At 70.1% G+C, this 22,863-nt stretch carries 20 protein-coding genes and 5 tRNA genes; 16 read left to right on the forward strand and 9 right to left on the reverse strand.

Annotation, left to right across the window (positions count from 1 at the left end; translation table 11 throughout):
* Positions 1-83 precede the first annotated feature (83 nt).
* The 3 genes from ACIGWZ_RS30645 to ACIGWZ_RS30655 all read left to right on the forward strand — a co-directional run bounded on the left by ACIGWZ_RS30645 (position 84) and on the right by ACIGWZ_RS30655 (position 3,220).
* Positions 84-1,667: an acyl-CoA carboxylase subunit beta gene (locus tag ACIGWZ_RS30645; protein WP_400069970.1), complete on the forward strand. Its 1,584-nt coding sequence runs from the start codon at positions 84-86 to the stop codon at positions 1,665-1,667.
* 41 nt (positions 1,668-1,708) lie between these two features.
* The gene (locus tag ACIGWZ_RS30650) at positions 1,709-1,912 is read left to right on the forward strand and encodes an acyl-CoA carboxylase epsilon subunit (RefSeq protein ID WP_400069971.1); all 204 of its coding nucleotides are present in this window, start codon (positions 1,709-1,711) and stop codon (positions 1,910-1,912) included.
* A gap of 648 nt (positions 1,913-2,560) precedes the next feature.
* Positions 2,561-3,220, forward strand: coding sequence for a DUF4360 domain-containing protein (locus ACIGWZ_RS30655; RefSeq protein ID WP_400069972.1), 660 nt, complete (start codon positions 2,561-2,563; stop codon positions 3,218-3,220).
* Positions 3,221-3,385: 165 nt separating this feature from the next.
* On the opposite strand, the gene ACIGWZ_RS30660 is transcribed toward ACIGWZ_RS30655, so the two are convergent.
* The 8 genes from ACIGWZ_RS30660 to ACIGWZ_RS30695 form a co-directional block, all read right to left on the reverse strand.
* Positions 3,386-3,964 (reverse strand): ATP/GTP-binding protein, encoded by a 579-nt coding sequence (locus ACIGWZ_RS30660; RefSeq protein ID WP_073760799.1) that lies wholly within the window; start codon positions 3,962-3,964, stop codon positions 3,386-3,388.
* Positions 3,945-4,556, reverse strand: coding sequence for a DUF742 domain-containing protein (locus tag ACIGWZ_RS30665; RefSeq protein WP_400069973.1), 612 nt, complete (start codon positions 4,554-4,556; stop codon positions 3,945-3,947). Before ACIGWZ_RS30665 ends, ACIGWZ_RS30660 begins: the two co-directional genes overlap by 20 nt.
* Positions 4,557-4,640: 84 nt before the next feature.
* On the reverse strand, positions 4,641-5,054 hold the full coding sequence (locus tag ACIGWZ_RS30670; protein WP_044368295.1) for a roadblock/LC7 domain-containing protein: 414 nt from the start codon (positions 5,052-5,054) through the stop codon (positions 4,641-4,643).
* 10 nt (positions 5,055-5,064) lie between these two features.
* The gene (locus ACIGWZ_RS30675) at positions 5,065-8,256 is read right to left on the reverse strand and encodes a nitrate- and nitrite sensing domain-containing protein (protein WP_400069974.1); all 3,192 of its coding nucleotides are present in this window, start codon (positions 8,254-8,256) and stop codon (positions 5,065-5,067) included.
* A 335-nt stretch (positions 8,257-8,591) separates the two neighbouring features.
* Complete coding sequence (locus ACIGWZ_RS30680; protein WP_400069975.1) at positions 8,592-9,185, reverse strand: GTP-binding protein; 594 nt, start codon at positions 9,183-9,185, stop codon at positions 8,592-8,594.
* Positions 9,166-9,576 (reverse strand): DUF742 domain-containing protein, encoded by a 411-nt coding sequence (locus ACIGWZ_RS30685; RefSeq protein WP_046925829.1) that lies wholly within the window; start codon positions 9,574-9,576, stop codon positions 9,166-9,168. Before ACIGWZ_RS30685 ends, ACIGWZ_RS30680 begins: the two co-directional genes overlap by 20 nt.
* A gap of 100 nt (positions 9,577-9,676) precedes the next feature.
* A complete protein-coding gene (locus ACIGWZ_RS30690; protein ID WP_362706796.1) occupies positions 9,677-10,090 on the reverse strand; it encodes a roadblock/LC7 domain-containing protein in 414 nt (137 codons plus the stop codon).
* A gap of 11 nt (positions 10,091-10,101) precedes the next feature.
* A complete protein-coding gene (locus tag ACIGWZ_RS30695) occupies positions 10,102-13,737 on the reverse strand; it encodes a nitrate- and nitrite sensing domain-containing protein (protein WP_400069976.1) in 3,636 nt (1,211 codons plus the stop codon).
* A gap of 648 nt (positions 13,738-14,385) precedes the next feature.
* On the opposite strand from ACIGWZ_RS30695, the gene ACIGWZ_RS30700 reads away from it, so the two are divergent.
* The 10 genes from ACIGWZ_RS30700 to ACIGWZ_RS30745 all read left to right on the forward strand — a co-directional run bounded on the left by ACIGWZ_RS30700 (position 14,386) and on the right by ACIGWZ_RS30745 (position 18,738).
* Entirely contained in the window at positions 14,386-14,571 is a 186-nt protein-coding gene (locus tag ACIGWZ_RS30700) for a hypothetical protein (RefSeq protein WP_400069977.1), read from the forward strand.
* Between the two features lie 83 nt (positions 14,572-14,654).
* A complete protein-coding gene (locus tag ACIGWZ_RS30705) occupies positions 14,655-15,416 on the forward strand; it encodes a fumarylacetoacetate hydrolase family protein (RefSeq protein ID WP_400069978.1) in 762 nt (253 codons plus the stop codon).
* Positions 15,409-16,890, forward strand: a complete 1,482-nt coding sequence (gene gltX, locus ACIGWZ_RS30710; protein WP_400069979.1) for a glutamate--tRNA ligase — start codon at positions 15,409-15,411, stop codon at positions 16,888-16,890. The genes ACIGWZ_RS30705 and gltX overlap by 8 nt, the downstream gene beginning before the upstream one ends.
* Before the next feature lie 133 nt (positions 16,891-17,023).
* Complete coding sequence (locus ACIGWZ_RS30715; protein WP_400069980.1) at positions 17,024-17,395, forward strand: hypothetical protein; 372 nt, start codon at positions 17,024-17,026, stop codon at positions 17,393-17,395.
* 23 nt (positions 17,396-17,418) lie between these two features.
* On the forward strand, positions 17,419-18,144 hold the full coding sequence (locus tag ACIGWZ_RS30720) for an HAD family hydrolase (RefSeq protein ID WP_400069981.1): 726 nt from the start codon (positions 17,419-17,421) through the stop codon (positions 18,142-18,144).
* An 89-nt stretch (positions 18,145-18,233) separates the two neighbouring features.
* Positions 18,234-18,305: transfer RNA gene (locus ACIGWZ_RS30725), tRNA-Gln, on the forward strand.
* Positions 18,306-18,326: 21 nt separating this feature from the next.
* Positions 18,327-18,399 (forward strand) — tRNA-Glu (locus ACIGWZ_RS30730).
* Between the two features lie 64 nt (positions 18,400-18,463).
* A tRNA-Glu gene (locus ACIGWZ_RS30735) sits at positions 18,464-18,536 on the forward strand.
* A gap of 16 nt (positions 18,537-18,552) precedes the next feature.
* A tRNA-Gln gene (locus tag ACIGWZ_RS30740) sits at positions 18,553-18,624 on the forward strand.
* A gap of 41 nt (positions 18,625-18,665) precedes the next feature.
* Positions 18,666-18,738, forward strand: a tRNA-Glu gene (locus ACIGWZ_RS30745).
* 763 nt (positions 18,739-19,501) lie between these two features.
* Here ACIGWZ_RS30745 and ndgR read toward each other — a convergent pair.
* Complete coding sequence (gene ndgR, locus ACIGWZ_RS30750) at positions 19,502-20,218, reverse strand: IclR family transcriptional regulator NdgR (RefSeq protein ID WP_030414225.1); 717 nt, start codon at positions 20,216-20,218, stop codon at positions 19,502-19,504.
* A 175-nt stretch (positions 20,219-20,393) separates the two neighbouring features.
* On the opposite strand from ndgR, the gene leuC reads away from it, so the two are divergent.
* The 3 genes from leuC (at position 20,394) to ACIGWZ_RS30765 (ending at position 22,814) form a co-directional block, all read left to right on the forward strand.
* The gene (gene leuC / locus ACIGWZ_RS30755) at positions 20,394-21,836 is read left to right on the forward strand and encodes a 3-isopropylmalate dehydratase large subunit (protein ID WP_400069982.1); all 1,443 of its coding nucleotides are present in this window, start codon (positions 20,394-20,396) and stop codon (positions 21,834-21,836) included.
* 3 nt (positions 21,837-21,839) lie between these two features.
* A complete protein-coding gene (gene leuD / locus ACIGWZ_RS30760) occupies positions 21,840-22,433 on the forward strand; it encodes a 3-isopropylmalate dehydratase small subunit (protein WP_400069983.1) in 594 nt (197 codons plus the stop codon).
* 135 nt (positions 22,434-22,568) lie between these two features.
* Positions 22,569-22,814 carry a hypothetical protein gene (locus ACIGWZ_RS30765; RefSeq protein WP_362706758.1) on the forward strand — a complete coding sequence of 82 codons (246 nt, stop codon included), beginning with the start codon at positions 22,569-22,571 and terminating at the stop codon, positions 22,812-22,814.
* Positions 22,815-22,863: the final 49 nt, after the last annotated feature.

Raw genomic sequence — 22,863 nt, forward strand, 5'->3', positions numbered from 1 at the left:
GTGCTGCCTGCCCACGAAATCGGACCCGACGTTGTACGAAACCAACATCGGTGCGGCGGGGTCCACCCACGTACCGTCGATACATGACCACTGTCGAAGATGCGCCCGCCGGTGCCAACGACGCCCGCGGGCGCGTCGCCGAACTGCACGCCATCCGTGAGCAGGCCCGGCAAGGCCCCAGCGAGCGGGCAACCGAGGCCCAGCGCGCCAAGGGCAAGCTCACCGCCCGCGAGCGGATCGACCTGCTGCTGGACGAGGGTTCGTTCAACGAGGTCGAGCCGCTGCGCCGGCACCGGGCGACGGGCTTCGGCCTGGAGGCCAAGAAGCCCTATACCGACGGCGTCATCACCGGCTGGGGAACGGTCCACGGCCGGACCGTCTTCGTCTACGCACACGACTTCCGGATCTTCGGCGGCGCCCTCGGGGAGGCGCACGCCACCAAGATCCACAAGATCATGGACATGGCCATCCAGGCCGGCGCGCCGCTGGTGTCGCTGAACGACGGCGCGGGTGCCCGCATCCAGGAGGGCGTCTCGGCGCTCGCCGGCTACGGCGGCATCTTCCAGCGCAACACCAAGGCCTCGGGTGTCATCCCGCAGATAAGCGTCATGCTCGGCCCCTGCGCCGGCGGCGCCGCGTACAGCCCCGCCCTCACGGACTTCGTCTTCATGGTCCGCGAGACCTCGCAGATGTTCATCACGGGCCCCGACGTCGTCCGCGCCGTCACCGGCGAGGAGATCACCCAGAACGGCCTCGGCGGCGCCGATGTGCACGCCGAGACCTCCGGCGTCGCCCACTTCGCGTACGACGACGAGGCGACCTGCCTGGAGGAGGTCCGCTACCTCATCTCCCTCCTCCCCTCCAACAACCGCGAGAACCCGCCGACGGTCGACTGCGAGGACCCGGCCGACCGCTCCGGCGACGCCCTCCTCGACCTCGTCCCCGCCGACGGCAACCGCCCGTACGACATGCACAAGGTCATCGAGGAGATCGTCGACGACGGCGAGTACCTCGAGATCCACGAGCGCTGGGCGACCAACATCATCTGCGCGCTCTCCCGCCTCGACGGCCGGGTGGTCGGCATCATCGCCAACCAGCCCCAGTCCCTCGCCGGCGTCCTGGACATCGAGGCCTCCGAAAAGGCCGCCCGCTTCGTCCAGATGTGCGACGCCTTCAACATCCCGCTCATCACGCTCCTCGACGTCCCCGGCTTCCTCCCCGGCGTCGACCAGGAGCACGGCGGCATCATCCGCCACGGCGCCAAGCTGCTCTACGCGTACTGCAACGCCACCGTCCCGCGCATCTCCATCGTGCTGCGCAAGGCCTACGGCGGCGCCTACATCGTCATGGACTCCCAGTCCATCGGCGCCGACCTGACCTACGCCTGGCCCACGAACGAGATCGCGGTCATGGGCGCGGAAGGCGCCGCCGGCGTCATCTTCCGCCGGCAGATCGCCGACGCCGAGGACCCCGACGCGATGCGCGCGCGCATGGTCAAGGAATACAAGTCCGAGCTGATGCACCCGTACTACGCGGCCGAGCGCGGCCTGGTCGACGACGTCATCGACCCGTCCAACACCCGCGAGGTGCTGATCCGCTCGCTGGAGATGCTCCGCACCAAGCACGCGGACCTGCCCGCGCGCAAGCACGGCAACCCGCCCCAGTAGCCCTCCGCCTTTCACGACGACGCAGAAACGAGACGACCACCGTGAAGAGTCCTGCCGACCAACCCATCCGCGTGGAAAAGGGCCAGGCCAGCGAGGAAGAACTCGCCGCCCTGACCGCCGTCCTCCTGGCCCGCGCCGCCCACCGCCCGACCGCCACCCAGATCGGCCCGCGCCACACCGCGGCCCGCTGGCGCCGGCTGGAGCGGCAGGGCGGCTTCCACGGAGCGACCAGCTGGCAGCGCTGAACACACCCTGATCACGCACGAGGGGCCCGTAGTCGGTGACTACGGGCCCCTCGGCCGTCCCCGGCGCGGCTGTCAGTGCCCCGTGCTATCCCCGCTGCGCTTGGCTTGAGCCCCACGTTGTCGGCCGTCCCGCCGTGGTGGGTTTCTCGCCGTAGCGCCTGGCGGCGGGCGTGGGTTTGTAGGGAGCGGTGCCGGCCCTACACGGCTCCGCCGCTACGGTCCGTCCCCTCCCGTGGGTGGGTGGGAAGAGGCCAGTGGGGGCGGGCGTGGAGTCGTCCGTTCACCATGACCGGTCCCAAGAGACACCTGACCACCCACGTACGCCCCCACCGCCTTCTCTCCACCCTCAACGGGGAGGTGCCGGGTCGTAGCGGCGGAGCCGTGTAGGCCCGGTGCCGCTGCCGAACAGCCCCGCGCAGCGGCAACCAGCCCGCCGCAGGCGCAACGGCGAACAACCACCACGGCGGGACGGCCGACAACGTACGGCCACGGCAAAGCGCAGCGAACCGGCTGAATCAAGGCGTAGGTTCGCCCCAACCCTGGGAAGCAGAGCTGTTCACGGGGAGATCCTCGTGCTGGCATGCGCTCGTCATTCCTCTCCTGGAGTTCCCGCGCCGCGGGTCCTAGGACGACCGGAAGGAAGTGCCCATGCTCAGCACTTTCGGTGCTGTTGCCGCAGCGGCATCCCTGCTCCTCGCCGGATCGGCATCCCCCACCCCGGTAGGACGGGTCGGCGACGAACCGCCGACCGGCAAAATCACCATTTCCGTCGCCACCGTGAACGGTTCGGGCTGCAGACCCGGCAGCGCCGCGGTGGCCATCGCGCCCGACAACACCGCGTTCACCGTCACGTACAGCGAGTACCTCGCCCAGGCGGGCGGCGACAGCAAGCCCACCGACGCCCGCAAGAACTGCCAGATCGCGCTGGAGGTGCATGTCCCGCAGGGCTTCACCTACGCGATCGCCAGGGCCGACTACCGGGGCTATGCGTCCCTGGCCCCGGGCGCCAAGGGACTGGAGCAGGCCAACTACTACTTCCAGGGCCAGCAGGAGACGGCCCGTAAGAGCCATTCCTTCGGCGGTCCCTACGACTCCAACTGGCAGTCGTCGGACGAGACCGACATCGACGCGCTGGTCTACGCCCCGTGCGGCGAACAGCGCTACTTCAACATCAACACCGAACTGCGGGTGGACGCCGGGTCCCACAAGGCTGCAACCACCAGCTTCATGGCGATGGACTCCACCGACGGCAGCATCAACACCCTCTACCACTTCGCGTGGAAGGAGTGCCCGGCGAAAGGCAAGTAGCCGATGACCGGGGCCCGTACGCGCCGCGCGTACGGGCCCTGCGGGCCGAGGAGTCCGGCAGGCACCCGCGCACGCCGAAGGCCCCCGCACCTGGCAGGTGTCCGGGGGCCTTCGGCGTAAGCGGCGCGAGCGGGCACGGGGAGCCCGTACGCGAATGCGTACCTTTTACCGCAGGCGCGCCATCAGGGCGTGCTCGACGAGCGTGATGAGCGCGCTCTTGGCCTCGCTGCGGTGGCGGGCGTCGGTGATGATGATCGGTGCGTCCGGGCCGATCTGCAGGGCCTCGCGCACCTCGTCCGGCGTGTAGGGCTGATGTCCGTCGAAGCCGTTGAGGGCGATGACGAACGGCAGGCCGGAGTTCTCGAAGTAGTCGACCGCGGGGAAGCAGTCGGCCAGGCGGCGGGTGTCGACCAGCACCACCGCGCCGATCGCGCCACGTACCAGGTCGTCCCACATGAACCAGAAACGGTCCTGACCGGGCGTACCGAAGAGGTACAGGATCAGGTCCTGGTCCAGCGTGATCCGGCCGAAGTCCATCGCCACGGTCGTGGTCGTCTTGTCCGGCGCGTGCGTGAGGTCGTCGATCCCCGCCGAGGCGGAAGTCATCACGGCTTCGGTACGCAGCGGATTGATCTCTGAGACGGCCCCGACGAACGTGGTCTTGCCCACGCCGAAGCCGCCCGCCACCACGATCTTCGCGGAGGTGGTGGAGCGGGCTGCACCGCTAGAGCTTGCGAAGTCCACTGAGCACCCTTTCGAGCAGTGTCACATCTGGCTGTCCGCCGGCGGTCTCGTCCCCGCCGGGCTGATGGATGGCGACGAGTCCGGCCTCTGCCAGGTCGGCGACGAGGATCCGGGCGACGCCGAGGGGGATGGAGAGCAGGGCCGAGATCTCAGCCACCGATTTGATCTCGCGGCAGAGGTGGCAGATGCGCTGGTGCTCCGGCAGCTGGCCCTGCAGCCGGGAGGGATCGGCGGTCGTGCTGACCAGCGCCTCGATGGCGAGCTGGTAGCGCGGCCGGGTCCGGCCTCCGGTCATGGCGTACGGGCGTACGAGCGGATTGTGCGTGCCCCCGGTGGGCTCGGGCGCCCGCCGCTGTGGCTGCACCGGCTGGATGCGGGGCGCCTGCGGCTGCTCGTACGGCGACGGCTCGTACGGCTGGGAGCCGTACGGCCGCTGCGGCTGCTGCTGGTGCTGCGGCGGGCGCGGCGGTTCCGCCCGCTGCGGCCTGCGGCTCGGCGCAGACGGGAAGTTGAAGCGGTTGTTATGGGTCTCGCCCACAGGTCCGGACTCCTGCCCGGAACCGTACGGGTATCCGCTAGGGGGCGTTGCCACGTCTCCTCCTCCAACTTGCCAATCTGACGCCGGTCGCGCCACCGAACCATAAGGCGCGGTGGCGGGAAACGCACTGCCTGTCTGTTAGTTGAGAAGGCTGCCCTGCAGTTCGGCGCGGAGATCGGGCGTCAGAACATTGCCCGCGCGGTCGACCAGCAGGGCCATCTCGTAACCGACGAGGCCGATGTCGCACTCGGGGTGTGCGAGCACGGCCAGCGACGATCCGTCCGAGACGGACATGATGAAGAGGAAGCCGCGCTCCATCTCCACCACCGTCTGGTTCACGCTCCCGCCCTCGAAGATGCGGGAGGCGCCGGCAGTCAGCGAGGTCAGCCCGGAGGCCACCGCCGCCAACTGATCGGCTCTGTCACGAGGGAACCCCTCGGACATGGCGAGGAGGAGTCCGTCCGCGGAGACCACGACCGTGTGGGACACCCCAGGGGTGTTGTCCACGAAGTTGGTGATCAACCAGTTCAGATTCTGCGCCGCCTGGCTCATCGGGCTCACACTAACGCTCCTGATCGTAGGTGCTGCCGGGGCCGAAGCCCTGTCGGTCATTGTGGGGTTCCGCGCCCGCATTGCGCCCCTGCTGGACACCGCGGCGCAGATTGCTCAGCCTGCCGCGAACGTCCTCCGGGGCGCGGGAGACCTGTGGGCCGCCCTGCGGGGTCTGCTCCGCGGCGCCTTCGACCAGGTTGGCCTTGGGCACCCGCCGGGGGAGGCCGGAGGCTGTGACCCCGCCCGCCTTCGGCTCGCGCAGCCGCTCCGCTCGCTGCCAGCGCTCGTCGTTGGAGCTGCGCCATTCGGAGCCGTCCTGGCCGTTGACCGGTGCGCTCCGCTGCTGCGGGGGCGTCACCGGCTCCACGGGCTGCTCCTGCCACTGCTGCTGAGCGTGCTGCTGAGCCTGCGGCGGCTGCTGGCCACGGCCTCCGCGGCGCGGAAGGCCGGCATCGGTCAGCAAGGGGGAGTCGCTCGGGGTGGGGCCCGGACGCTCGAATGGTACGCGCTCGGACGCATCTGCGGGAGCGGCAGTTGTATTCCGGTCAGATTCCGCTTCGGTCCCGAAGTAGCCGTCGAACGCGGGCCGTTCGGCCCGGTCGTTGTGCACGAGGGGTTCATCGGAGACGAAGGGGTGCTGGCCGGTGGTCCCTGCGGAGGTCGGCTCGCCGAACGCCAGGCCGCCGTGCGACCGGTCGTCGTAGAGCGGCTGATCGCCTTCCGCATATGCCTGGTGACCGGAATGGGCCGCCTGGCCGGGGAAGCCCGGGAAGGCGTCGCCGGCACCGGAAGGCGCCTCGTCGCGGAAGAGCGGACGGTCGTCGCCCGGGAAGGCGTCGCTCCGGTACTCGGCGCCCTGATGGCCGCCCAGGTCGCCCTGGCCGCCCGTCTGGGCCTCCAGTGCCGCACGGCGCTCCTCGCGGAGCAGCGAGCGGCCCACCGGGTCCAGCTCGGGGGAGTCGTCCGCCTGGCCGTAGCCGCCCTCGTCGAAGCCCAGCTCGGCGGCGGTGCGCTGACGCTCCTCGTACGGCGAGTGCGCGTGCTCGGGGACGATCCGGGAGACCGTGAAGTCGTCCTCGAACTGCTCCTCGCCGCCACCGCCGTGGGTGATCGCGTCGGGCAGCATCACCAGCGAGGTGGTGCCGGCCTGCTCGCCCGAGGGGCGCAGCTGGACCCGGATCCCGTGCCGGTCCGCCAGTCGGCCGACCACGAACAGGCCCATCCGCTGGGAGACCGCGGCGTCCACGCTCGGCGGGTTGGCCAGCTTGTGGTTGATGTCCGCGAAGTCCTCGGGGGTCAGCCCGATGCCCTTGTCGTGGATCTCGATCATCACCCGGCCGTCCGGCAGCCTGGTCGCGGCCACCCGCACCTTGGTCTGCGGCGAGGAGAACGTCGTGGCGTTCTCCAGCAGCTCGGACAGCAGATGCACGAGGTCGGTGACGGCGGTGCCGTGGATCTCGCTCTCGGGGACTCCGGAGAGTTCTATTCGCTCGTACGACTCGACCTCGGACGTCGCCGCCCGCAGCACGTCGATCAGCGGCACCGGCTGGTTCCAGCGGCGGCCCGGCTCCTCGCCCGCGAGAATCAGGAGGTTCTCGCCGTTGCGCCGCATACGGGTGGCCAGGTGGTCGAGCCGGAAGAGGCTCTCCAGCTGGTCCGGGTCCGCCTCGTTGTTCTCCAGGTCGGTGATCAGCGTCAGCTGCCGCTCGATCAGACCCTGGTTGCGCTGCGAGAGGTTGGTGAAGATCGCGTTGACGTTGCCCCGCAGCAGCGCCTGCTCGGCGGCGAGCCGGACGGCCTCGCGGTGCACCTGGTCGAAGGCGCGGGCGACCTCGCCGATCTCGTCCGTGGTGGAGATCGGGATCGGCTGGACGCGGGTGTCGACCCGGCCCGGATCCGTCCGGGAGAGCTGGTCGACCAGCATCGGCAGCCGCTGCTCGGCGACGCCGAAGGCGGCGGTGCGCAGCTGGCGCATGTTGCGGCTCATCCGGCGGGCCATCAGGCCGGCCACGACGAACGCGATGATCAGGGCCGCCAGCACGATCGCCGAGTCGACGAAGGTGGACTGCTTGGCGTCCGCGGAGATCCCCGCGGCCTCGTCGACCGCCTTGTTCGCCAGGTCCTTCTCGATGGACCGGTACATGTCGAACTTGCCCGTTGCGGCCGCGAACCACGTCTCGGACGTGACGCCCCGGGGGGCCAGCGTCTCGGGAGCCGCGCCGGTGACGATCAGGGCGGACATCTGGTCGATGGACGGCGGCGTGCGGAACTGCCGGCCGACCGCCGTGGCCTGTGCCTTGGCCCGGGCCACCTGCTGCTTGGCCTTCTCCTTCAGCGCGGCGGCGTCCCTGGTGAGGCGCTCCACGTCCTCGGGCGTACCGCCGGAGGTGTACTCGCCGATGGCGATGCCCTCCAGGTAGCGGTACGAGCCGAACGCGGTCAGCTGCAGCTTGTGCTCCTTGCCGCCCTGCGGGGACGCCGGGTCGACCAGGAGGTGGGTGCCGATGGAGCGCTCCAGCGACACGGCGGCCTTCGCCAGTGCGACGGCGTAGACGGTGCGGCCGTAAGAGGTGATGTTGCCGGTGCCCAGGCCGAGCTCGTTGGCGAACTCCATCAGCGGGTGCTGGACCCCGACATAGCCCTCTTCGGTCTTCACGCCGGGCAGCTGGGAGGTGTAGGCGGCCTTGCGCAGCCCGTCCAGCTTAGGCTCCACCTTCTCGAAGGAGGCGAGCCGACGCTGGAGACCGGGCTTGTCCGGCATGGCCTTGGCGGCCTCGTGGAAGGCGTCCGCGGCGTCGTCGGTGGCGTTGCGCGCCTCTTCGACGGCCGGGTCGTCCTTCTGGCCCTTGAGGAGCGGGGCGGCGGTGCGGTCCCGCTCATCGATCAGGGCGTTGCTGTAGGAAAGCGCGGCGCGAACGAGTTTCGCGGTGTTCTCCGCGTCCTGCGCCTCCTGCCAGGTGGCGAACGAGCTGTTGACCCGCAGGCCGCCGAAGACCAGGGCGAGCAGTACGGGGATGAGCAGGATGGCGTTCAGACGCGTGGCCACCCGCCAGTTGCGCGGGGAGTACTTCCCGCCACTGACCGGAGGCTTCGCGACCGTGTTCTCGGACGCGTCGGAAGCCGGTACGCCGCCACGCGGCGGCGGGGTGAAGTTGCCCCGCCGCGGTTCCTGCGGCTCGGGGCTCGCTTTGCTTCGCCTCACTCGACCAACAACCTCTCGGCGCCGGCACGTACTTGCAGTGCCGTTTCTTCTGGGCGTTACTACTCCGTAGTTCAGCGAATTTCAGCACGTCAGGGCGGTGCCTTCCAAACACTGCGCACAGCCGGAGCGGTCCAGCGGAAGCCGGAGCTAAAAGGGGCGTAAATGGGCGAGCCCCGCCAAAAGGCGGGGCTCTTGTGCGCACAGCGAAGCCGCACATGCGCGAGGGGTGTCGAACGACAGCCGATTCACTGTCGAAACGTTATGAAGCGCTTTCGCAGGCGTGTCGAAGGACACAGATCCATTCCGGCATACCGGGAACCGGGCTTCAGGGCCGTCTACCGGAGCCGGGCCATCAGGGCGTGCTCGACGAGCGTGATGAGCGCACTCTTGGCCTCGCTGCGGTGCCGGGCATCGGTGGTGATGATGGGCGTCCCGGGACCGATCTGCAGCGCTTCACGCACCTCGTCCGGCGTGTAGGGCTGGTAGCCCTCGAAGCCGTTGAGGGCGATGACGAACGGCAGGCCGGAGTTCTCGAAGTAGTCGACGGCCGGGAAGCAGTCGGCCAGGCGGCGGGTGTCGACCAGCACCACCGCGCCGATCGCACCGCGGACCAGGTCGTCCCACATGAACCAGAAGCGGTCCTGACCGGGCGTACCGAAGAGGTACAGGATCAGGTCCTGGTCCAGCGTGATCCGGCCGAAGTCCATCGCCACGGTCGTCGTGGTCTTGTCCTGGACGTGGCTGAGGTCGTCGATCCCCGCCGAGGCGGAGGTCATCACGGCCTCCGTACGCAGCGGATTGATCTCCGAGACGGCCCCGACGAACGTGGTCTTGCCCACGCCGAAGCCGCCCGCCACCACGATCTTCGCCGAGGTCGTGGCGCGGGCCGCGTTCTGCTCGACGCCCGCGTCAGAGCTTGCGAAGTCCACTGAGCACCCTCTCCAGCAGGGTCACGTCAGGCGTGCCCCCCGCCTCACCGCTGCCACCGGGCTGATGGATCGCCACCATGCCCGCCTCCGCCAGGTCCGCCACCAGGATCCGTGCCACGCCCAGCGGGATGTGCAGCAGCGCAGAGACCTCCGCCACCGACTTCACCTCGCGGCACAGGGTGCAGATCCGCTGGTGCTCGGGCAGCAGTCCGGGCAGTTGGGAGGGGTCGGCCGTGGTGCTGACCAGCGCCTCGATGGCGAGCTGGTAGCGCGGCCGGGTCCGGCCTCCGGTCATGGCGTACGGGCGCACCAGCGGCTGGTCACCTTCGCTCCCGTACGGCGCTTGGCTGTAGGCGCCGTACGGGCCGGAAGTGGCGGGTGGCGGGGTCATGGGTCCTCCGGGCGGGACAACTGACGTGTCGTCGGGTTGGGCCGGTGGGGGGTGCGGCACTGGCTGAATGGATTGCTGGACAGGGGGGCGCTGCGGACGCCTAGTTCAGCAGACTGCCTTGCAGTTCGGCACGGAGATCGGGCGTCAGCACCGTGCCCGCGCGGTCGACCAGCAGGGCCATCTCGTAACCGACGAGGCCGATGTCGCACTCGGGGTGTGCGAGCACGGCCAGCGACGATCCGTCCGAGACGGACATGAGGAAGAGGAAGCCGCGCTCCATCTCCACCACCGTCTGGTTCACGGTCCCGCCCTCGAAGATCCGGGACGCGCCCGAGGTCAGCGAGGTCAGCCCGGAGGCCACCGCCGCCAACTGGTCGGCACGGTCGCGTGGGAAGCCCTCGGACATCGCGAGGAGCAGTCCGTCCGCGGAGACCACCACCGTGTGGGACACCCCCGGGGTGTTGTCCACGAAGTTGGTGATCAACCAGTTCAGGTTCTGCGCCGCCTGGCTCATCGGACTCAAACTTAACGCTCCTGCTGGTGAGTGGGGTCGACAATGCCGTGGTTGCCGGTGGAGGAGTTCCCTCCGGCCTGCCGGCCTTGCTGGATACCCCGGCGGAGATTGGTCAGCCGCCCGCGCACGTCACTGGGCGCGCGCGATACCTGCGGACCGGTCTGGGGGGACTGCTGCTGCTGTGCGGTGCCCGCGACGAGGTTCGCGCGGGGGACACGGCGGGGCAGTCCGGAGGTGGTGATGCCGCCCGCGGCGGGCTGACGGATCTGCTCCGCCTGCCGCCAGGTCTCGTCGTTGGGCGAGCTGCGCCACTCGGACCCGGCGTCGCCGGGCGCGCCCTGCGCTCCGCTGCGGGGGCCGGCCGGGGCGGCGTCGCCCTGCGCGGCACCGCGGCGCGGCATCAGCGGCTCGTCGGAGGCACCGCCCGACTGCGGCGGTACACCGGCAGCGGCGGCCGCCGGGTGGTTGAACCAGTTCGACTCGATGGTGTCGAAGATCGGCGTACGGCCGTCACCGGGGGCCGTGTCGACCTGGCCGAGCTCGTCGCCGCCCTGCGGCCGCTGGACCGGGTGGCGGCCCGTCTCGTACGGGTCCGCGTCGCGGTCCGGGCGCGGGAAGCGGCCGGCGTCCTGCCGTCCGCCCTCGCTGTCGGGACGGTTGTCGGGCCGCGGGAACTCGCCGGTCGTCTCGTACCGGCCGGTCGTCTCGAACTGACCGGTCTCGTACGGGTCCGCCGCGCGCTCACCGGGACCGCCGGCCGCACCGGCGCCCGCCCGGTCCCGCCCGCCGCCGGGCAGCGCGATGTTGCCGGTGCCGCGGGTCTCCGGGCGCGTGAACTGCGTGGTGTCGGCCGGGCCGCGCCCGCCCTGCGGGTCCTCCGCGCCGGGCGGGGGAGCGTTGAAGTCGGGACGGGCGAACGCCGTGGTGTCACCGGGGCCGCCGGCCGGCGCGGGCCGGCCGAAGCCGCCGGTGCTCTCCGGGTCCTCGTGACCGCGCGGCCGGTCCTGGGCCTCGCGGGGCGCCAGCGGCCAGTCGTCGTCGGCGCCGCGCTCGCGGCGCGTGCCCCAGGTCGTGGTGGTGGGCTGCTGGCCGTCCTGGCCGCCGGACGCGCCGGAACCGCCGGGCAGTTCGGGCGCCGGGCCGCGCGGCGGCAGCTGCGGCCGCTCCTCGCGCCGGGGCGCGCCGGTCGGCGGAGCGACGGTGGGCGACTGGCCGACGGGCGGCTGGCCGCCGTCCGCGCCGCGGGCGGGCAGCGACGGCAGCGCGCCACCGGGCTGACCGGAAGCCGCGCGGGCGTCACCCGGTGCGGGCGCGCCGGGCGGCTGGGTACGACGGGCCGCGGCCGCGCCGCCGAAGGCGTTCGCCGCACCGCCGCCACCGCCGCCGGCGGGGCCGCCGCGTCCGGGCAGCGCGGGGCGCCCGGCCGCGGGACCCGCGCCGACCTGACCGCGCGGCTGGAGCCCGGCGAGCCGGCCGGAGGGTGCATTGCCGATGTCGCCGGCGCTCTTGGCGGTGCTGGGCGCCGGCTTCTTGCCGCCCTGCGCCACATCGACGGGAAGCATGACCAGCGCGGTGGTGCCACCGGAGTCGGAGGGCCGCAGCTGGATACGGATGCCGTGCCGCAGCGACAGCCGGCCGACCACGAACAGACCCATCCGCCGGGAGACCGAGACGTCCACGGTCGGCGGGCTGGCCAGCCGCTCGTTGATCGCCGACAGGTCCTCGGGCGACAGGCCGATACCGGTGTCGTGGATCTCGACCAGGACGCGGCCGTCGGGCAGCGCATGGCCGGTGACCTTGACCTTGGTCTGCGGCGAGGAGAACGACGTGGCGTTCTCCAGCAGCTCGGCGAGGAGGTGCACGAGGTCGTTGACGACCCGGCCGGCAACCTCGGTCTGGGGTACGGCGTTCAGCTCGATCCGCTCGTACTGCTCCACCTCGGAGGCGGCGGCACGCAGGACGTCGACCAGCGGGACGGGCCGCGTCCACCGGCGTCCCGGCTCCTCACCGGCGAGGACCAGGAGGTTCTCGCCGTTACGGCGCATACGGGTGGCGAGGTGGTCGAGCTTGAAGAGGGAGGACAGCTGGTCCGGGTCGGCCTCGCGGGACTCCAGTTCGGAGATCAGCGACAGCTGACGCTGGATCAGACCCTGGCTGCGGCGCGAGAGGTTGGTGAACATCGCGTTGACGTTGCCCCGCAGCAGCGCCTGCTCGGAGGCGAGGCGGACCGCCTCGCGGTGCACGTCGTCGAAGGCCGCGGCCACCCGGCCGATCTCGTCCCGGCTGTGCACACCGACCGACTCGACGGAGGTGTCCACGTCCTGCGGGTCGGCCTCGGACAGCTGCTTGACCAGCTCGGGCAGCCGGTCCTGGGCGACCTTCTGCGCGGTGTCCTGGAGCCGGTGCAGCGAGCGGACCATGGACCGCGCCACGACGAACGCGCCGATCAGCGAGACGCCGAGGACGAGCAGGATCATCGCACCGTTGAGGATCGCGTCCTGGATCGCCTCGTCGCGCAGCTCGCGCGACTTCTGCGTCATCTCGGACAGCAGCGTCGTCTCGATCCGCGACATCTCGGCGATCTTGACCGAGTCGGAGTCGTACCAGTCGAGGTACTTGTACTCCTGGCTGCGGATACCGCCGCTGACGGCGAAGGCGCGGTGCGCGAAGTTGCCGGCTTCCTTGATCTGGTCGTTGTTGCCGTCCAGACCGCGGGTCAGGTCGCTGGCGGCGGCCTGGGGGGTGTAGATCTGCGAGAAACGGGACCGGGCGGCCTTTTCGTTCAGCTCGGCGGTACGGCCGGCCAGCCGGTCGTTCGAGGAGAGCTGGGCGCCGCCCTTGTGCGCGAGGCCGGCGCTGACCAGGGCGCGCTGCATCGACGCGTACTCCTTGGCCGACGAGAACGCCGCCAGGGCACGGGTGCTGCGGATCATCTCCGGGTTGCTGGTCGCCTGGGCCATGTCCTGGGAGAGCATCAGCAGCGAGTTGATCAGCTGGTTGTACGCGGCGACCGTCCGGGCCACGTTGTTGCTGTCGTTGTAGGCGTCGGCGCGGATCTCGTTGAGGTTGGTGAGCTGACGCCCGATCTCCACGATGGTCGCCCGGACGCCGGTCATCGCCGGGTCGTGGGGCTGGATGTCCTCGGTGGCCTGGCTGAACGAGACCTTGGCGCGGTCGGTCGCCTCGCGCGGCGAGACGACATTGGCGTCGTCCTTGGCGTTGCCGCTGCCGGCCAGCGGGCCGGCCGACTTGTCCCGCTCCACCTGGAGCGCGTCGGCGAGCTCGGTCGCCTGCCGCGTCATCTCGGTGAGCAGCTGCATCTTGTCGAGCGCGTCGATGTTGTCCAGCTGCGTGTCGATGCGCATCCCGCCGAGGGTGGTCGCGGCCACCACGGGGAGCGCCAGCAGGGAGACCAGACGGGTGCTGATGCGCCAGTTGCGCAGCGATATTCGCGACCCGGGGCCGGTCGGGCCCTTGGGAGGGGCGGACTTGCCGCTCTCCGCGGCGCCACCGCCCTGCGCCTGGCCGCCCCGGTCGGACGGCGCACCGTTGCTCTGGGCAGGCTGGGGCGTGGAGGCGCGGTCGGTTCCGCCGCGCAGCTCCGGGTCCGCCGCAGCGCTGCCATCCCTCTTGAAACGTCCCTGCACTAGCGTCGCAACCTCTGGACCAGGCGCCCCACCGCGTCAACGGCGGGACGGTGTCGAGTCGTAGGGGACCGCATCAATCCCCCATGGCGGTCGTGAGTGACCGGCGGGCTGCCCTCTCTGGCCGAGAGAGCGGCACCACCGCGCGGCGCCACCTTGCGCCCTGCGCGCCGGCTGAAACGTGCGGCGGTCCGTGGAATTCCAGCACAGTGCAGGATCTCCAACAAGAGCAGAGCCGGTGGCTGTGACGTGGGTGACGCAATGTACGGGCCGCGTCACGACTCGTAGAGCATTCCGTGGTCGATAACGGACTTTTGCCCGCGAGTCACCCGCCGGAGGGTGCTGTCCCAGGTGCGGTGATCGGGAGCGGAACATGCGCTTCAATCCGCCAATGTCCGATTCGCCCTGAGATATTGATCAAGTGAATTGCGGCATTTGTCGGGTGCTCCGTGAGCAAACTCACAGGAAGATCGCCGACTTCTCCAGCGCATCGCAGGGAATGGCCCGCTTAGCCTGTCGCTTTACACAGTTGCCCGATACGACAAGGGCACCAACAAGGCAGCAACGACAGGGCGACCGGGCGCAACCCCTTTCCCTTGTCCTCCACAAAACGATCACACCCACATCGATCACAACGCGAGGCGTGAAGCAGTGAAGACCACGATGATGTTCCGCAACATAGCCAACCCGCGGCGCACCACCCTGGCGCACCTCAAGGACGCCGAAGAGCTCGCCGCCGCACCGGCACCGGAGCACACCGTCGTACTGCCCACCCAGACGGCGAACCCCCGCCGCACCGTCCTGATGGACGCGCCCGTGCAGGACGTACCGGCGTAATCAAGGTCGCGGGACCGCCGCGCCCCCGCGATAGCCTGGAGTGTCAACTCCGGCCAGTGATCAATGAGGGGCAGCGGCAACCCGTGCGCATCGCCAGATTCTCCATCGACGGAAACGTCGGCTTCGGCGTGGTCGAGGGCAACGAACTCGACGTCATCAAGGGACACCCCTTCGCCGAATTCGAGCGCTCGGGCCAGAAGGTCCCCCTGGACAAGATCCGGCTCCTGCCGCCCACGCTGCCCAACAAGATCGTCGCGATCGGCCGCAACTACGCCGAACACGCCGCCGAGCTGGGCAACGAGGTCCCCGACGCCCCGGTCACCTTCTTCAAGCCCTCCACCTCCGTGGTCGGCCCCGGCGACCCCATCGCCTACCCCTCCTTCTCCCAGGAGGTGCACCACGAGGCGGAGCTCGCCGTCGTCATCGGCCGGATGTGCCGTGAGGTGCCCCGCGAGCGCGTCAAGGACGTCATCCTCGGCTACACCTGCGCCAACGACGTCACCGCGCGCGATGTACAGAAGCGCGAGAAGCAGTGGGCCCGCGCCAAGGGCTTCGACAGCTCCTGCCCCCTCGGCCCCTGGATCGAGACCGAACTCGACCCCAGCGACCTGACCATCCAGTGCACCGTCAACGGCGAACAGCGCCAGCTCGGCCGCACCAGCCAGATGGTCCGTCCGATCGAGGACCTGATCGTCCACATCACCGAGGCGATGACGCTGCTCCCCGGCGACGTCGTCCTCACGGGCACCCCGGCCGGGGTCGGCCCGCTCAACGTCGGCGACGAGGTCGCCGTCACCATCGAAGGCATCGGCACTCTCACCAACAAGGTGATCAAGCGTGGCTAACGCGACCCCCGTCCGCGTCCGTTTCTGTCCCTCCCCGACCGGCAATCCCCACGTGGGCCTGGTCCGTACCGCCCTGTTCAACTGGGCCTACGCCCGGCACACCGGCGGCAGCCTGGTCTTCCGGATCGAGGACACCGACGCGGCCCGCGACTCCGAAGAGTCCTACAACCAGCTGCTGGAGTCCTTCCACTGGCTCGGCTTCGACTGGGACGAGGGCCCCGAGGTCGGCGGCCCGCACGCGCCCTACCGCCAGTCGCAGCGCATGGACACCTACAAGGACGTCGCCGACAAGCTCCTGGCCGGCGGGTACGCCTACCACTGCTACTGCACCACCGAGGAGCTCGACGAGCGCCGCGAAGCCGCCCGCAAGGCCGGCAAGCCCTCCGGCTACGACGGCACCTGCCGCGCGCTGACCCCGGAGCAGGCCGAGGCCTACAGGGCCGAGGGCCGCGCCTCCATCGTCCGCTTCCGGATGCCCGACGAGCCGATCACCTTCACCGACCTGGTGCGCGGCGAGCTGACCTTCACCCCGGACAACGTGCCGGACTACGGCATCGTCCGCGCCAACGGCGCGCCGCTGTACACCCTGGTCAACCCCGTCGACGACGCCCTCATGGGCATCACCCACGTCCTGCGCGGCGAGGACCTGCTCTCCTCCACCCCCCGCCAGATCGCCCTGTACAAGGCCCTGATCGACCTCGGCATCGCGACCGCGATCCCGTCCTTCGGCCATCTCCCGTACGTCATGGGCGAGGGCAACAAGAAGCTCTCCAAGCGCGACCCGCAGGCCAATCTCAACCTCTACCGCGAGCGCGGCTTCCTCCCCGAGGGCCTGCTCAACTACCTGTCGCTGCTCGGCTGGTCCTTCTCCGCCGACCAGGACATCTTCACGATCCCCGAGCTGATCGAGAAGTTCGACATCGCGGACGTCAACGCCAACCCGGCCCGCTTCGACCTGAAGAAGGCCGAGGCGATCAACGCCGACCACATCCGCCGGCTGGACGTGAAGGCCTTCACCGAGGCCTGCGAGCCCTGGCTGAAGGCGCCGCACGCCAACTGGGAGCCGGAGGACTTCGACCGGGCCGCCTGGGAAGCCATCGCCCCGCACGCCCAGACCCGCCTGACGGTCCTGTCCGACATCACCGCCAACGTCGACTTCCTCTTCCGCAAGGAGCCCGTCGAGGACGAGGCGTCCTGGACAAAGGCGATGAAGGGCGACCCGGCGGCCCTCCTCACCACCGCCCGCGCCAAGCTCGACGCCGCCGACTGGACCGCCGGCCCCGAGCTCCTCAAGGAGGCCGTCCTGGCCGCCGGCGAGGAGCACGGCCTCAAGCTCGGCAAGGCCCAGGCCCCCGTCCGCGTGGCCGTCACCGGCCGCACGGTCGGCCTGCCGCTCTTCGAGTCCCTGGAGATCCTGGGCAAGGAGCGCACCCTCGCCCGCATCGACGCCGCGCTGGCGAAGCTGGCGGGCTGATCTCCCGTACGAGTGCCTCGGGCCCGGAAGCCGCTTGGGCTTCCGGGCCCTCGGTGTAGCCGGAAACGGACGACAGCCTGAAGGTGCGGGGACAATGACCGTAAGAGAGGCACAGGCAAGAGGAGGGCCGACCGTGACCGCGCTCGCCGACCGGCCGCAGCTGCTGCTGAGCGCATGCGCAGAGCCGGCCCGTATCGCCGTCCGCACCGCCGAGGGGCTGCGTCCGGAATGCATCGACGGGTGGACGGATCACCGACCGGTCCCCATGGCCGTCGAGGTCACCTCGCGCGACTCCGATACCGATCGCCGTGACCGGAAGGAGAAGCCCCGCGCCCGTGCGGAGACCGGCATCCCGGTCCACCTGCTGATTGGCCGCGACAGGGGCGAGGCCGCCGTCTTCTCGAAGCCCGACGACGATCACTACGACCAGGCCGTGGCGGTGCGCTTCGGTACGCCGGTCGAGATCCCGCGCCGGTCGCCATCAAGCCGGACACCGAACCGCTGAAGGATTGGGTGAACTGAAACCGTATGCCCCTCCACGCCGTCCTCTGGGACCTCGACGACACCCTCTTCGACTACACCGGCTCGGACCGTACCGGCGTCCTGCGGCACCTAGAGGCCGAGGGGCTGACGGCCGCGTACGGCGGGGCGGAGGCGGCGCTGGCGCGGTGGCAGGAGGCGATGGAGACCGAGTTCGCGCGGTTCCTCGCCGGCGAGGTGGGCTTTCTCGACCATCGCAGGGGCCGCGCCCGCCGCTTTTTGGGGACCGAGCTTTCCGACGAGGAGGCGGACGCCTGGTTCGGGCGCTACATCGCGCACTACGAAGCCTCCTGGACGCTCTTCCCGGACTCCGCGCCCGCGCTGGAGGCGCTGGCGCCGCTGGTCCGGCAGGCCGTGCTCTCCAACGCCACGACCGCCAGTCAGGAGCGCAAACTGGCCGCCCTGGGGATCCGCGGGTACTTCGAGGCGGTGCTGTGTTCCGACGAGGTGGGGCACGCCAAGCCCGCCCCCGAGGCGTTCACGGCGGCCTGTGAAGCGCTCGGCCTCCCGCCGCAGGAGGTCGTGTACGTCGGCGACCGGCTCGACATCGACGCGCTCGGGGCGCGGGACGCCGGTCTGGCGGCCGTATGGCTGGACCGTACGGACGCCGGGGAAGAGCCGCCGGCCGGCGTGCGGCGCATAGCGAGCCTGGCCGAGCTCCCCGAGCTGTTGCGCGGAGTTATCGGTTTTGGTGCGCCGTCCACGATCAGGTAATGTTCTTCCTGCGCCGCCCGAGAGGGCCGAGAGGTCCGGCCGGGAAGCGCAAGTCAAAATAAAACCCCCCGCGGGGGGTTGCGCTTTGATGGCCTATGGTGTAATTGGCAGCACGACTGATTCTGGTTCAGTTAGTCTAGGTTCGAGTCCTGGTAGGCCAGCTCGCAGAGCTTATCTGCAACGCCCCCGTTGTGTAGCGGCCTAGCACGCCGCCCTCTCAAGGCGGTAGCGCCGGTTCGAATCCGGTCGGGGGTACAGATCCTTTCACTCCGTCTCTTTCGGGTCGCTCCCGGATGCGACGACGTTGAGGATCGCTAGGGCCCCCGTTGTGTAGCGGCCTAGCACGCCGCCCTCTCAAGGCGGTAGCGCCGGTTCGAATCCGGTCGGGGGTACTGGTCTAAACCACCATGGGCTATGGTGTAATTGGCAGCACGAGTGATTCTGGTTCATTTAGTCTAGGTTCGAGTCCTGGTAGCCCAGCGCAGCGTGTCCTTGTGACAGGCTCAACTGCAGGAAAACTTGCCCCCGTTGTGTAGCGGCCTAGCACGCCGCCCTCTCAAGGCGGTAGCGCCGGTTCGAATCCGGTCGGGGGTACAGAGAAGAAGGCCCCCCGCATCATGCGGGGGGCCTTCTCGCATTCAACTCCCTGCGCCGAACCGTCTGTTGGACTTCTCCGCCTCGGCCGGTCGGCGCGCAGGTCGGTAGTACCGGCTCATACCGCACCGGTTCGCACTCATACCGCACCCGGTTCGTACTCGTACAGCGCCGAGTGACGGCCGTTGCGGGGTCCGCCTCGTCGGGCTCCGGGCCGTACGGGAGCGCCTGGACGGCCCGCGCTCAGTCGGCGGTGGTGGTCGGGCGGATCGTCCGCGGGGGAGGCCGGGAAGTGTCGCTATCCCATGTGCCCGGTGAGGGGGACGCGGCGGTCGTCCTCGTCGGGATGCGGGTCAACGGCTGGTGGGCGGTGGGGAGTTGGCTGCCGGTGTTCCGGGCGATGCCGCGGTGATCAAGGGGCCGGGCCGCGACCGGAGCGGCGGAAGGCTGGGCCACCGCCTGTTCCCCGGGCTCCGAGGAACCTCGCCGTCATCCAGCACTGGGAGTCGAAGGAGAGGCTGCTGGGTCACGCCGGCGATCAGGGCGGCGAGCACCGGCCGGCGGCCTGCGCGCCCGGCCCCGGGGCGGGCCGGGCGGGAGGCGTTGTCGATTGCGGGGGTGTCGAGCACGGGCCGTGATCGGCCGCGGGGCCCCACGGCGGGGTGCCGCGGCTGCGGTGGGGCGGCACCGCCTACCGCAACCGGCGGCGGCCCCTGCCCCGGCCCGCCCCGCTGCGGGGTGCCCCGCGGGGCCCGGCAAGGGGCTACCCGTTTCTCCGCAGGCCCTCCGAGAGGCGGGCGGCTGCGTCGATGACCGCCTGGGCGTGCATGCGGCCCGGGTGGCGGGTCAGGCGTTCGATGGGGCCGGAGACGGATACGGCGGCCACCACGCGGTTGGAGGGGCCGCGTACGGGGGCGGAGACGGAGGCCACGCCGGGCTCGCGCTCGCCGATCGACTGGGCCCAGCCGCGGCGCCGTACGCCGGAGAGCGCGGTGGCCGTGAAGCGGGCGCCCTGAAGGCCGCGGTGCAGCCGCTCCGGCTCTTCCCAGGCCATCAGGATCTGGGCGGCCGAGCCCGCCTTCATGGGGAGCGTGGAGCCGACCGGCACGGTGTCTCGCAGTCCGGACAGTCGTTCCGCTGCCGCCACACAGATCCGCATGTCGCCCTGTCGGCGATAGAGCTGGGCGCTCTCGCCCGTCACATCGCGCAGGTGCGTGAGCACCGGCCCCGCCGTGGCCAGCAGGCGGTCCTCGCCGGCCGCCGCGGCCAGCTCGGAGAGCCGCGGGCCCAGGATGAACCGGCCCTGCATGTCCCTCGCCACCATCCGGTGGTGTTCCAGAGCCACGGCCAGCCGATGGGCCGTGGGTCGTGCAAGCCCTGTCGCCGCGACCAGCCCGGCGAGGGTGGCCGGACCGGACTCCAGAGCGCTCAATACGAGAGCCGCCTTGTCGAGAACGCCGACGCCGCTAGAGTTGTCCATGAAACGATACTCGCGTCTCACACTGTGAAACGCAAGTTCAATTTTCCAGGGAAGTCGTCAATCTGTAGATGTGGCCCTCGACCAGGGCCCGGCGTCAGGCCCGCCAAGGGGATTTCTGCGGGCACCCGCGCACAGACGAGTAAGGCCGGCACAGCGGCCGGCCGGAGGGAAAGCGATGGGACGGACACTCGCGGAGAAGGTCTGGGACGACCATGTCGTCCGGCGCGCGGAAGGCGAGCCCGACCTCCTCTTCATCGATCTGCACCTGCTGCACGAGGTCACCAGCCCGCAGGCGTTCGACGGCCTCCGCAAGGCCGGCCGCCAGGTGCGCCGGACGGACCTGACCATCGCCACCGAGGATCACAACACCCCGACCCTCGACATCGACAAGCCGATCGCCGACCCGGTCTCGCGCACCCAGCTGGAGACGCTGCGCAAGAACTGTGCGGAGTTCGGCGTCCGGCTGCATCCGCTGGGCGATGTCGAGCAGGGCGTCGTCCACGTCGTGGGACCGCAGTTGGGACTGACCCAGCCCGGCACCACTGTGGTCTGCGGTGACAGCCACACCTCCACCCACGGAGCCTTCGGCGCCCTGGCGTTCGGCATCGGCACCAGCCAGGTCGAGCACGTCCTGGCGACCCAGACGCTGCCGCTGGCCCCGTTCAAGACCATGGCGATCACCGTCGACGGTGAGCTGCCCGACGGCGTCACGGCCAAGGACCTGATCCTGGCGATCATCGCCAAGATCGGCACCGGCGGTGGCCAGGGATACGTCATCGAGTACCGCGGCTCGGCCATCGAGAAGCTGTCGATGGAAGCCCGGATGACCATCTGCAACATGTCGATCGAGGCCGGCGCGCGGGCGGGCATGATCGCCCCCGACCGGACCACCTTCGACTATCTCCAGGGCCGCGACCACGCCCCCACGGGCGAGGACTGGGACGCCGCGGTCGCCTACTGGCAGACGCTGCGCACCGACGACGACGCCGTCTTCGACGCCGAGGTGCACATCGACGCCGCCGCGCTGTCGCCGTTCGTCACCTGGGGCACCAACCCGGGCCAGGGCGCGCCGCTTTCGGCGAAGGTCCCCGACCCCGCTTCGTACGAGGACGCCTCGGAGCGCTTCGCCGCCGAAAAGGCCCTGGAATACATGGGGTTGACCGCCGGTCAGCCGCTGCGCGAGATCACCGTGGACACCGTCTTCGTAGGTTCGTGCACCAATGGCCGCATCGAGGACCTGCGCTCGGCGGCGTCCATCCTGCAGGGCCGTAAGGTCGCCGACGGAGTACGGGTGCTGATCGTGCCCGGCTCGGTCCGCGTCGCCCTGGAGGCCGTTGCCGAGGGCCTGGACAAGGTCTTCACCGAGGCGGGGGCCGAATGGCGGCACGCGGGTTGCTCGATGTGTCTGGGCATGAACCCCGACCAGCTGGCGCCCGGCGAGCGCTCCGCGTCCACCTCCAACCGCAACTTCGAGGGCCGGCAGGGCAAGGGAGGCCGCACCCACCTGGTCTCGCCGCAGGTGGCCGCCGCAACGGCGGTTCTCGGCCATCTGGCCTCACCTGCCGACCTGGCCGCAACGACCGGCCAGTCCGACGTCGCCACGCCCGCGGGAGTCTGAATCATGGAAGCTTTCACCACCCACACCGGCCGGGCCGTCCCGCTGCGCCGCAGCAACGTCGACACCGACCAGATCATCCCGGCGCACTGGCTGAAGAAGGTCACCCGCGACGGCTTCGAGGACGGGCTGTTCGAGGCCTGGCGCAAGGACCCGGAGTTCGTCCTCAACCAGGAGGCCTACAAGGGCGCCACCGTCCTGGTGGCGGGCCCCGACTTCGGCACCGGCTCCTCCCGCGAGCACGCCGTCTGGGCGCTGCAGAACTACGGCTTCAAGGCCGTCATCTCCTCGCGGTTCGCGGACATCTTCCGCGGTAACTCCCTCAAGAACGGCCTGCTGACGGTGGTCCTGCCGCAGGAGACCGTGGACCGGCTGCAGACGCTGGTGGAGGCCGACCCGGCCGCCGAGGTGACCGTCGACCTGGTCGGCCGGCAGGTGCGGGCCGAAGGCGTCACCGCCGATTTCGAACTGGACGAGAACGCCCGTTGGCGGCTGCTGGAGGGGCTGGACGACATCAGCCTCACCCTTCGGGAGGAGTCCTCCATCGTGACGTACGAGGCGAATCGCCCGTCGTTCAAACCGCGTACCCTTGAGGTCTGACCTCGGGTTTTTGGCTCAAAGCGTTATTGCGTACGATGCGCCCCCTGTGCAGTTGGCAGGGGGCGCATCGGCTTGTCAGGGCGTCTGTTGAGGCCCCGTGAAGCGACAACTCGCCGCAGATGGCACAATTAGCGCATGGAACGCGACGGCCAACTCGAGCTCTACGGTTTCGTCGCCGACCGACTCAAGGACGCACACGCAAGAGTGCGGACACTGCAAGTCCCGGAGGGCGTACGGATGGCGCTGACCCGGAAGCTGCTCGTCATCACGGCCGCGGCTAAACACGATCTTGCGGACGCGGCAAGGCGTCTGGAGTGGTTCATGGAAGACCTCGATGAAGGTCGTTATCCCGAAGATGCGCACCGCGACGGAAGTCCGTGAAGGTCGAGTTTGTTGCGGCACAAGGGTGATTAGCCCGTTTCGTGTTTGA

It is taken from the genome of Streptomyces sp. NPDC053427 (assembly GCF_044544985.1).
GTDB lineage: Bacteria > Actinomycetota > Actinomycetes > Streptomycetales > Streptomycetaceae > Streptomyces.

What these genes read in the sequence shown, in the direction of transcription:
- ACIGWZ_RS30685 (WP_046925829.1), bottom strand. Translation starts at nt 9,576, where the DNA reads ATGACCCCGCCACCCGCCACTTCCGGCCCGTACGGCGCCTACAGCCAA.
- leuD (WP_400069983.1), top strand. Translation starts at nt 21,840, where the DNA reads ATGGAAGCTTTCACCACCCACACCGGCCGGGCCGTCCCGCTGCGCCGC.
- ACIGWZ_RS30690 (WP_362706796.1), bottom strand. Translation starts at nt 10,090, where the DNA reads ATGAGCCAGGCGGCGCAGAACCTGAACTGGTTGATCACCAACTTCGTG.
- ACIGWZ_RS30645 (WP_400069970.1), top strand. Translation starts at nt 84, where the DNA reads ATGACCACTGTCGAAGATGCGCCCGCCGGTGCCAACGACGCCCGCGGG.
- ndgR (WP_030414225.1), bottom strand. Translation starts at nt 20,218, where the DNA reads ATGGACAACTCTAGCGGCGTCGGCGTTCTCGACAAGGCGGCTCTCGTA.
- ACIGWZ_RS30720 (WP_400069981.1), top strand. Translation starts at nt 17,419, where the DNA reads ATGCCCCTCCACGCCGTCCTCTGGGACCTCGACGACACCCTCTTCGAC.
- leuC (WP_400069982.1), top strand. Translation starts at nt 20,394, where the DNA reads ATGGGACGGACACTCGCGGAGAAGGTCTGGGACGACCATGTCGTCCGG.
- ACIGWZ_RS30655 (WP_400069972.1), top strand. Translation starts at nt 2,561, where the DNA reads ATGCTCAGCACTTTCGGTGCTGTTGCCGCAGCGGCATCCCTGCTCCTC.
- ACIGWZ_RS30765 (WP_362706758.1), top strand. Translation starts at nt 22,569, where the DNA reads ATGGAACGCGACGGCCAACTCGAGCTCTACGGTTTCGTCGCCGACCGA.
- ACIGWZ_RS30670 (WP_044368295.1), bottom strand. Translation starts at nt 5,054, where the DNA reads ATGAGCCAGGCGGCGCAGAATCTGAACTGGTTGATCACCAACTTCGTG.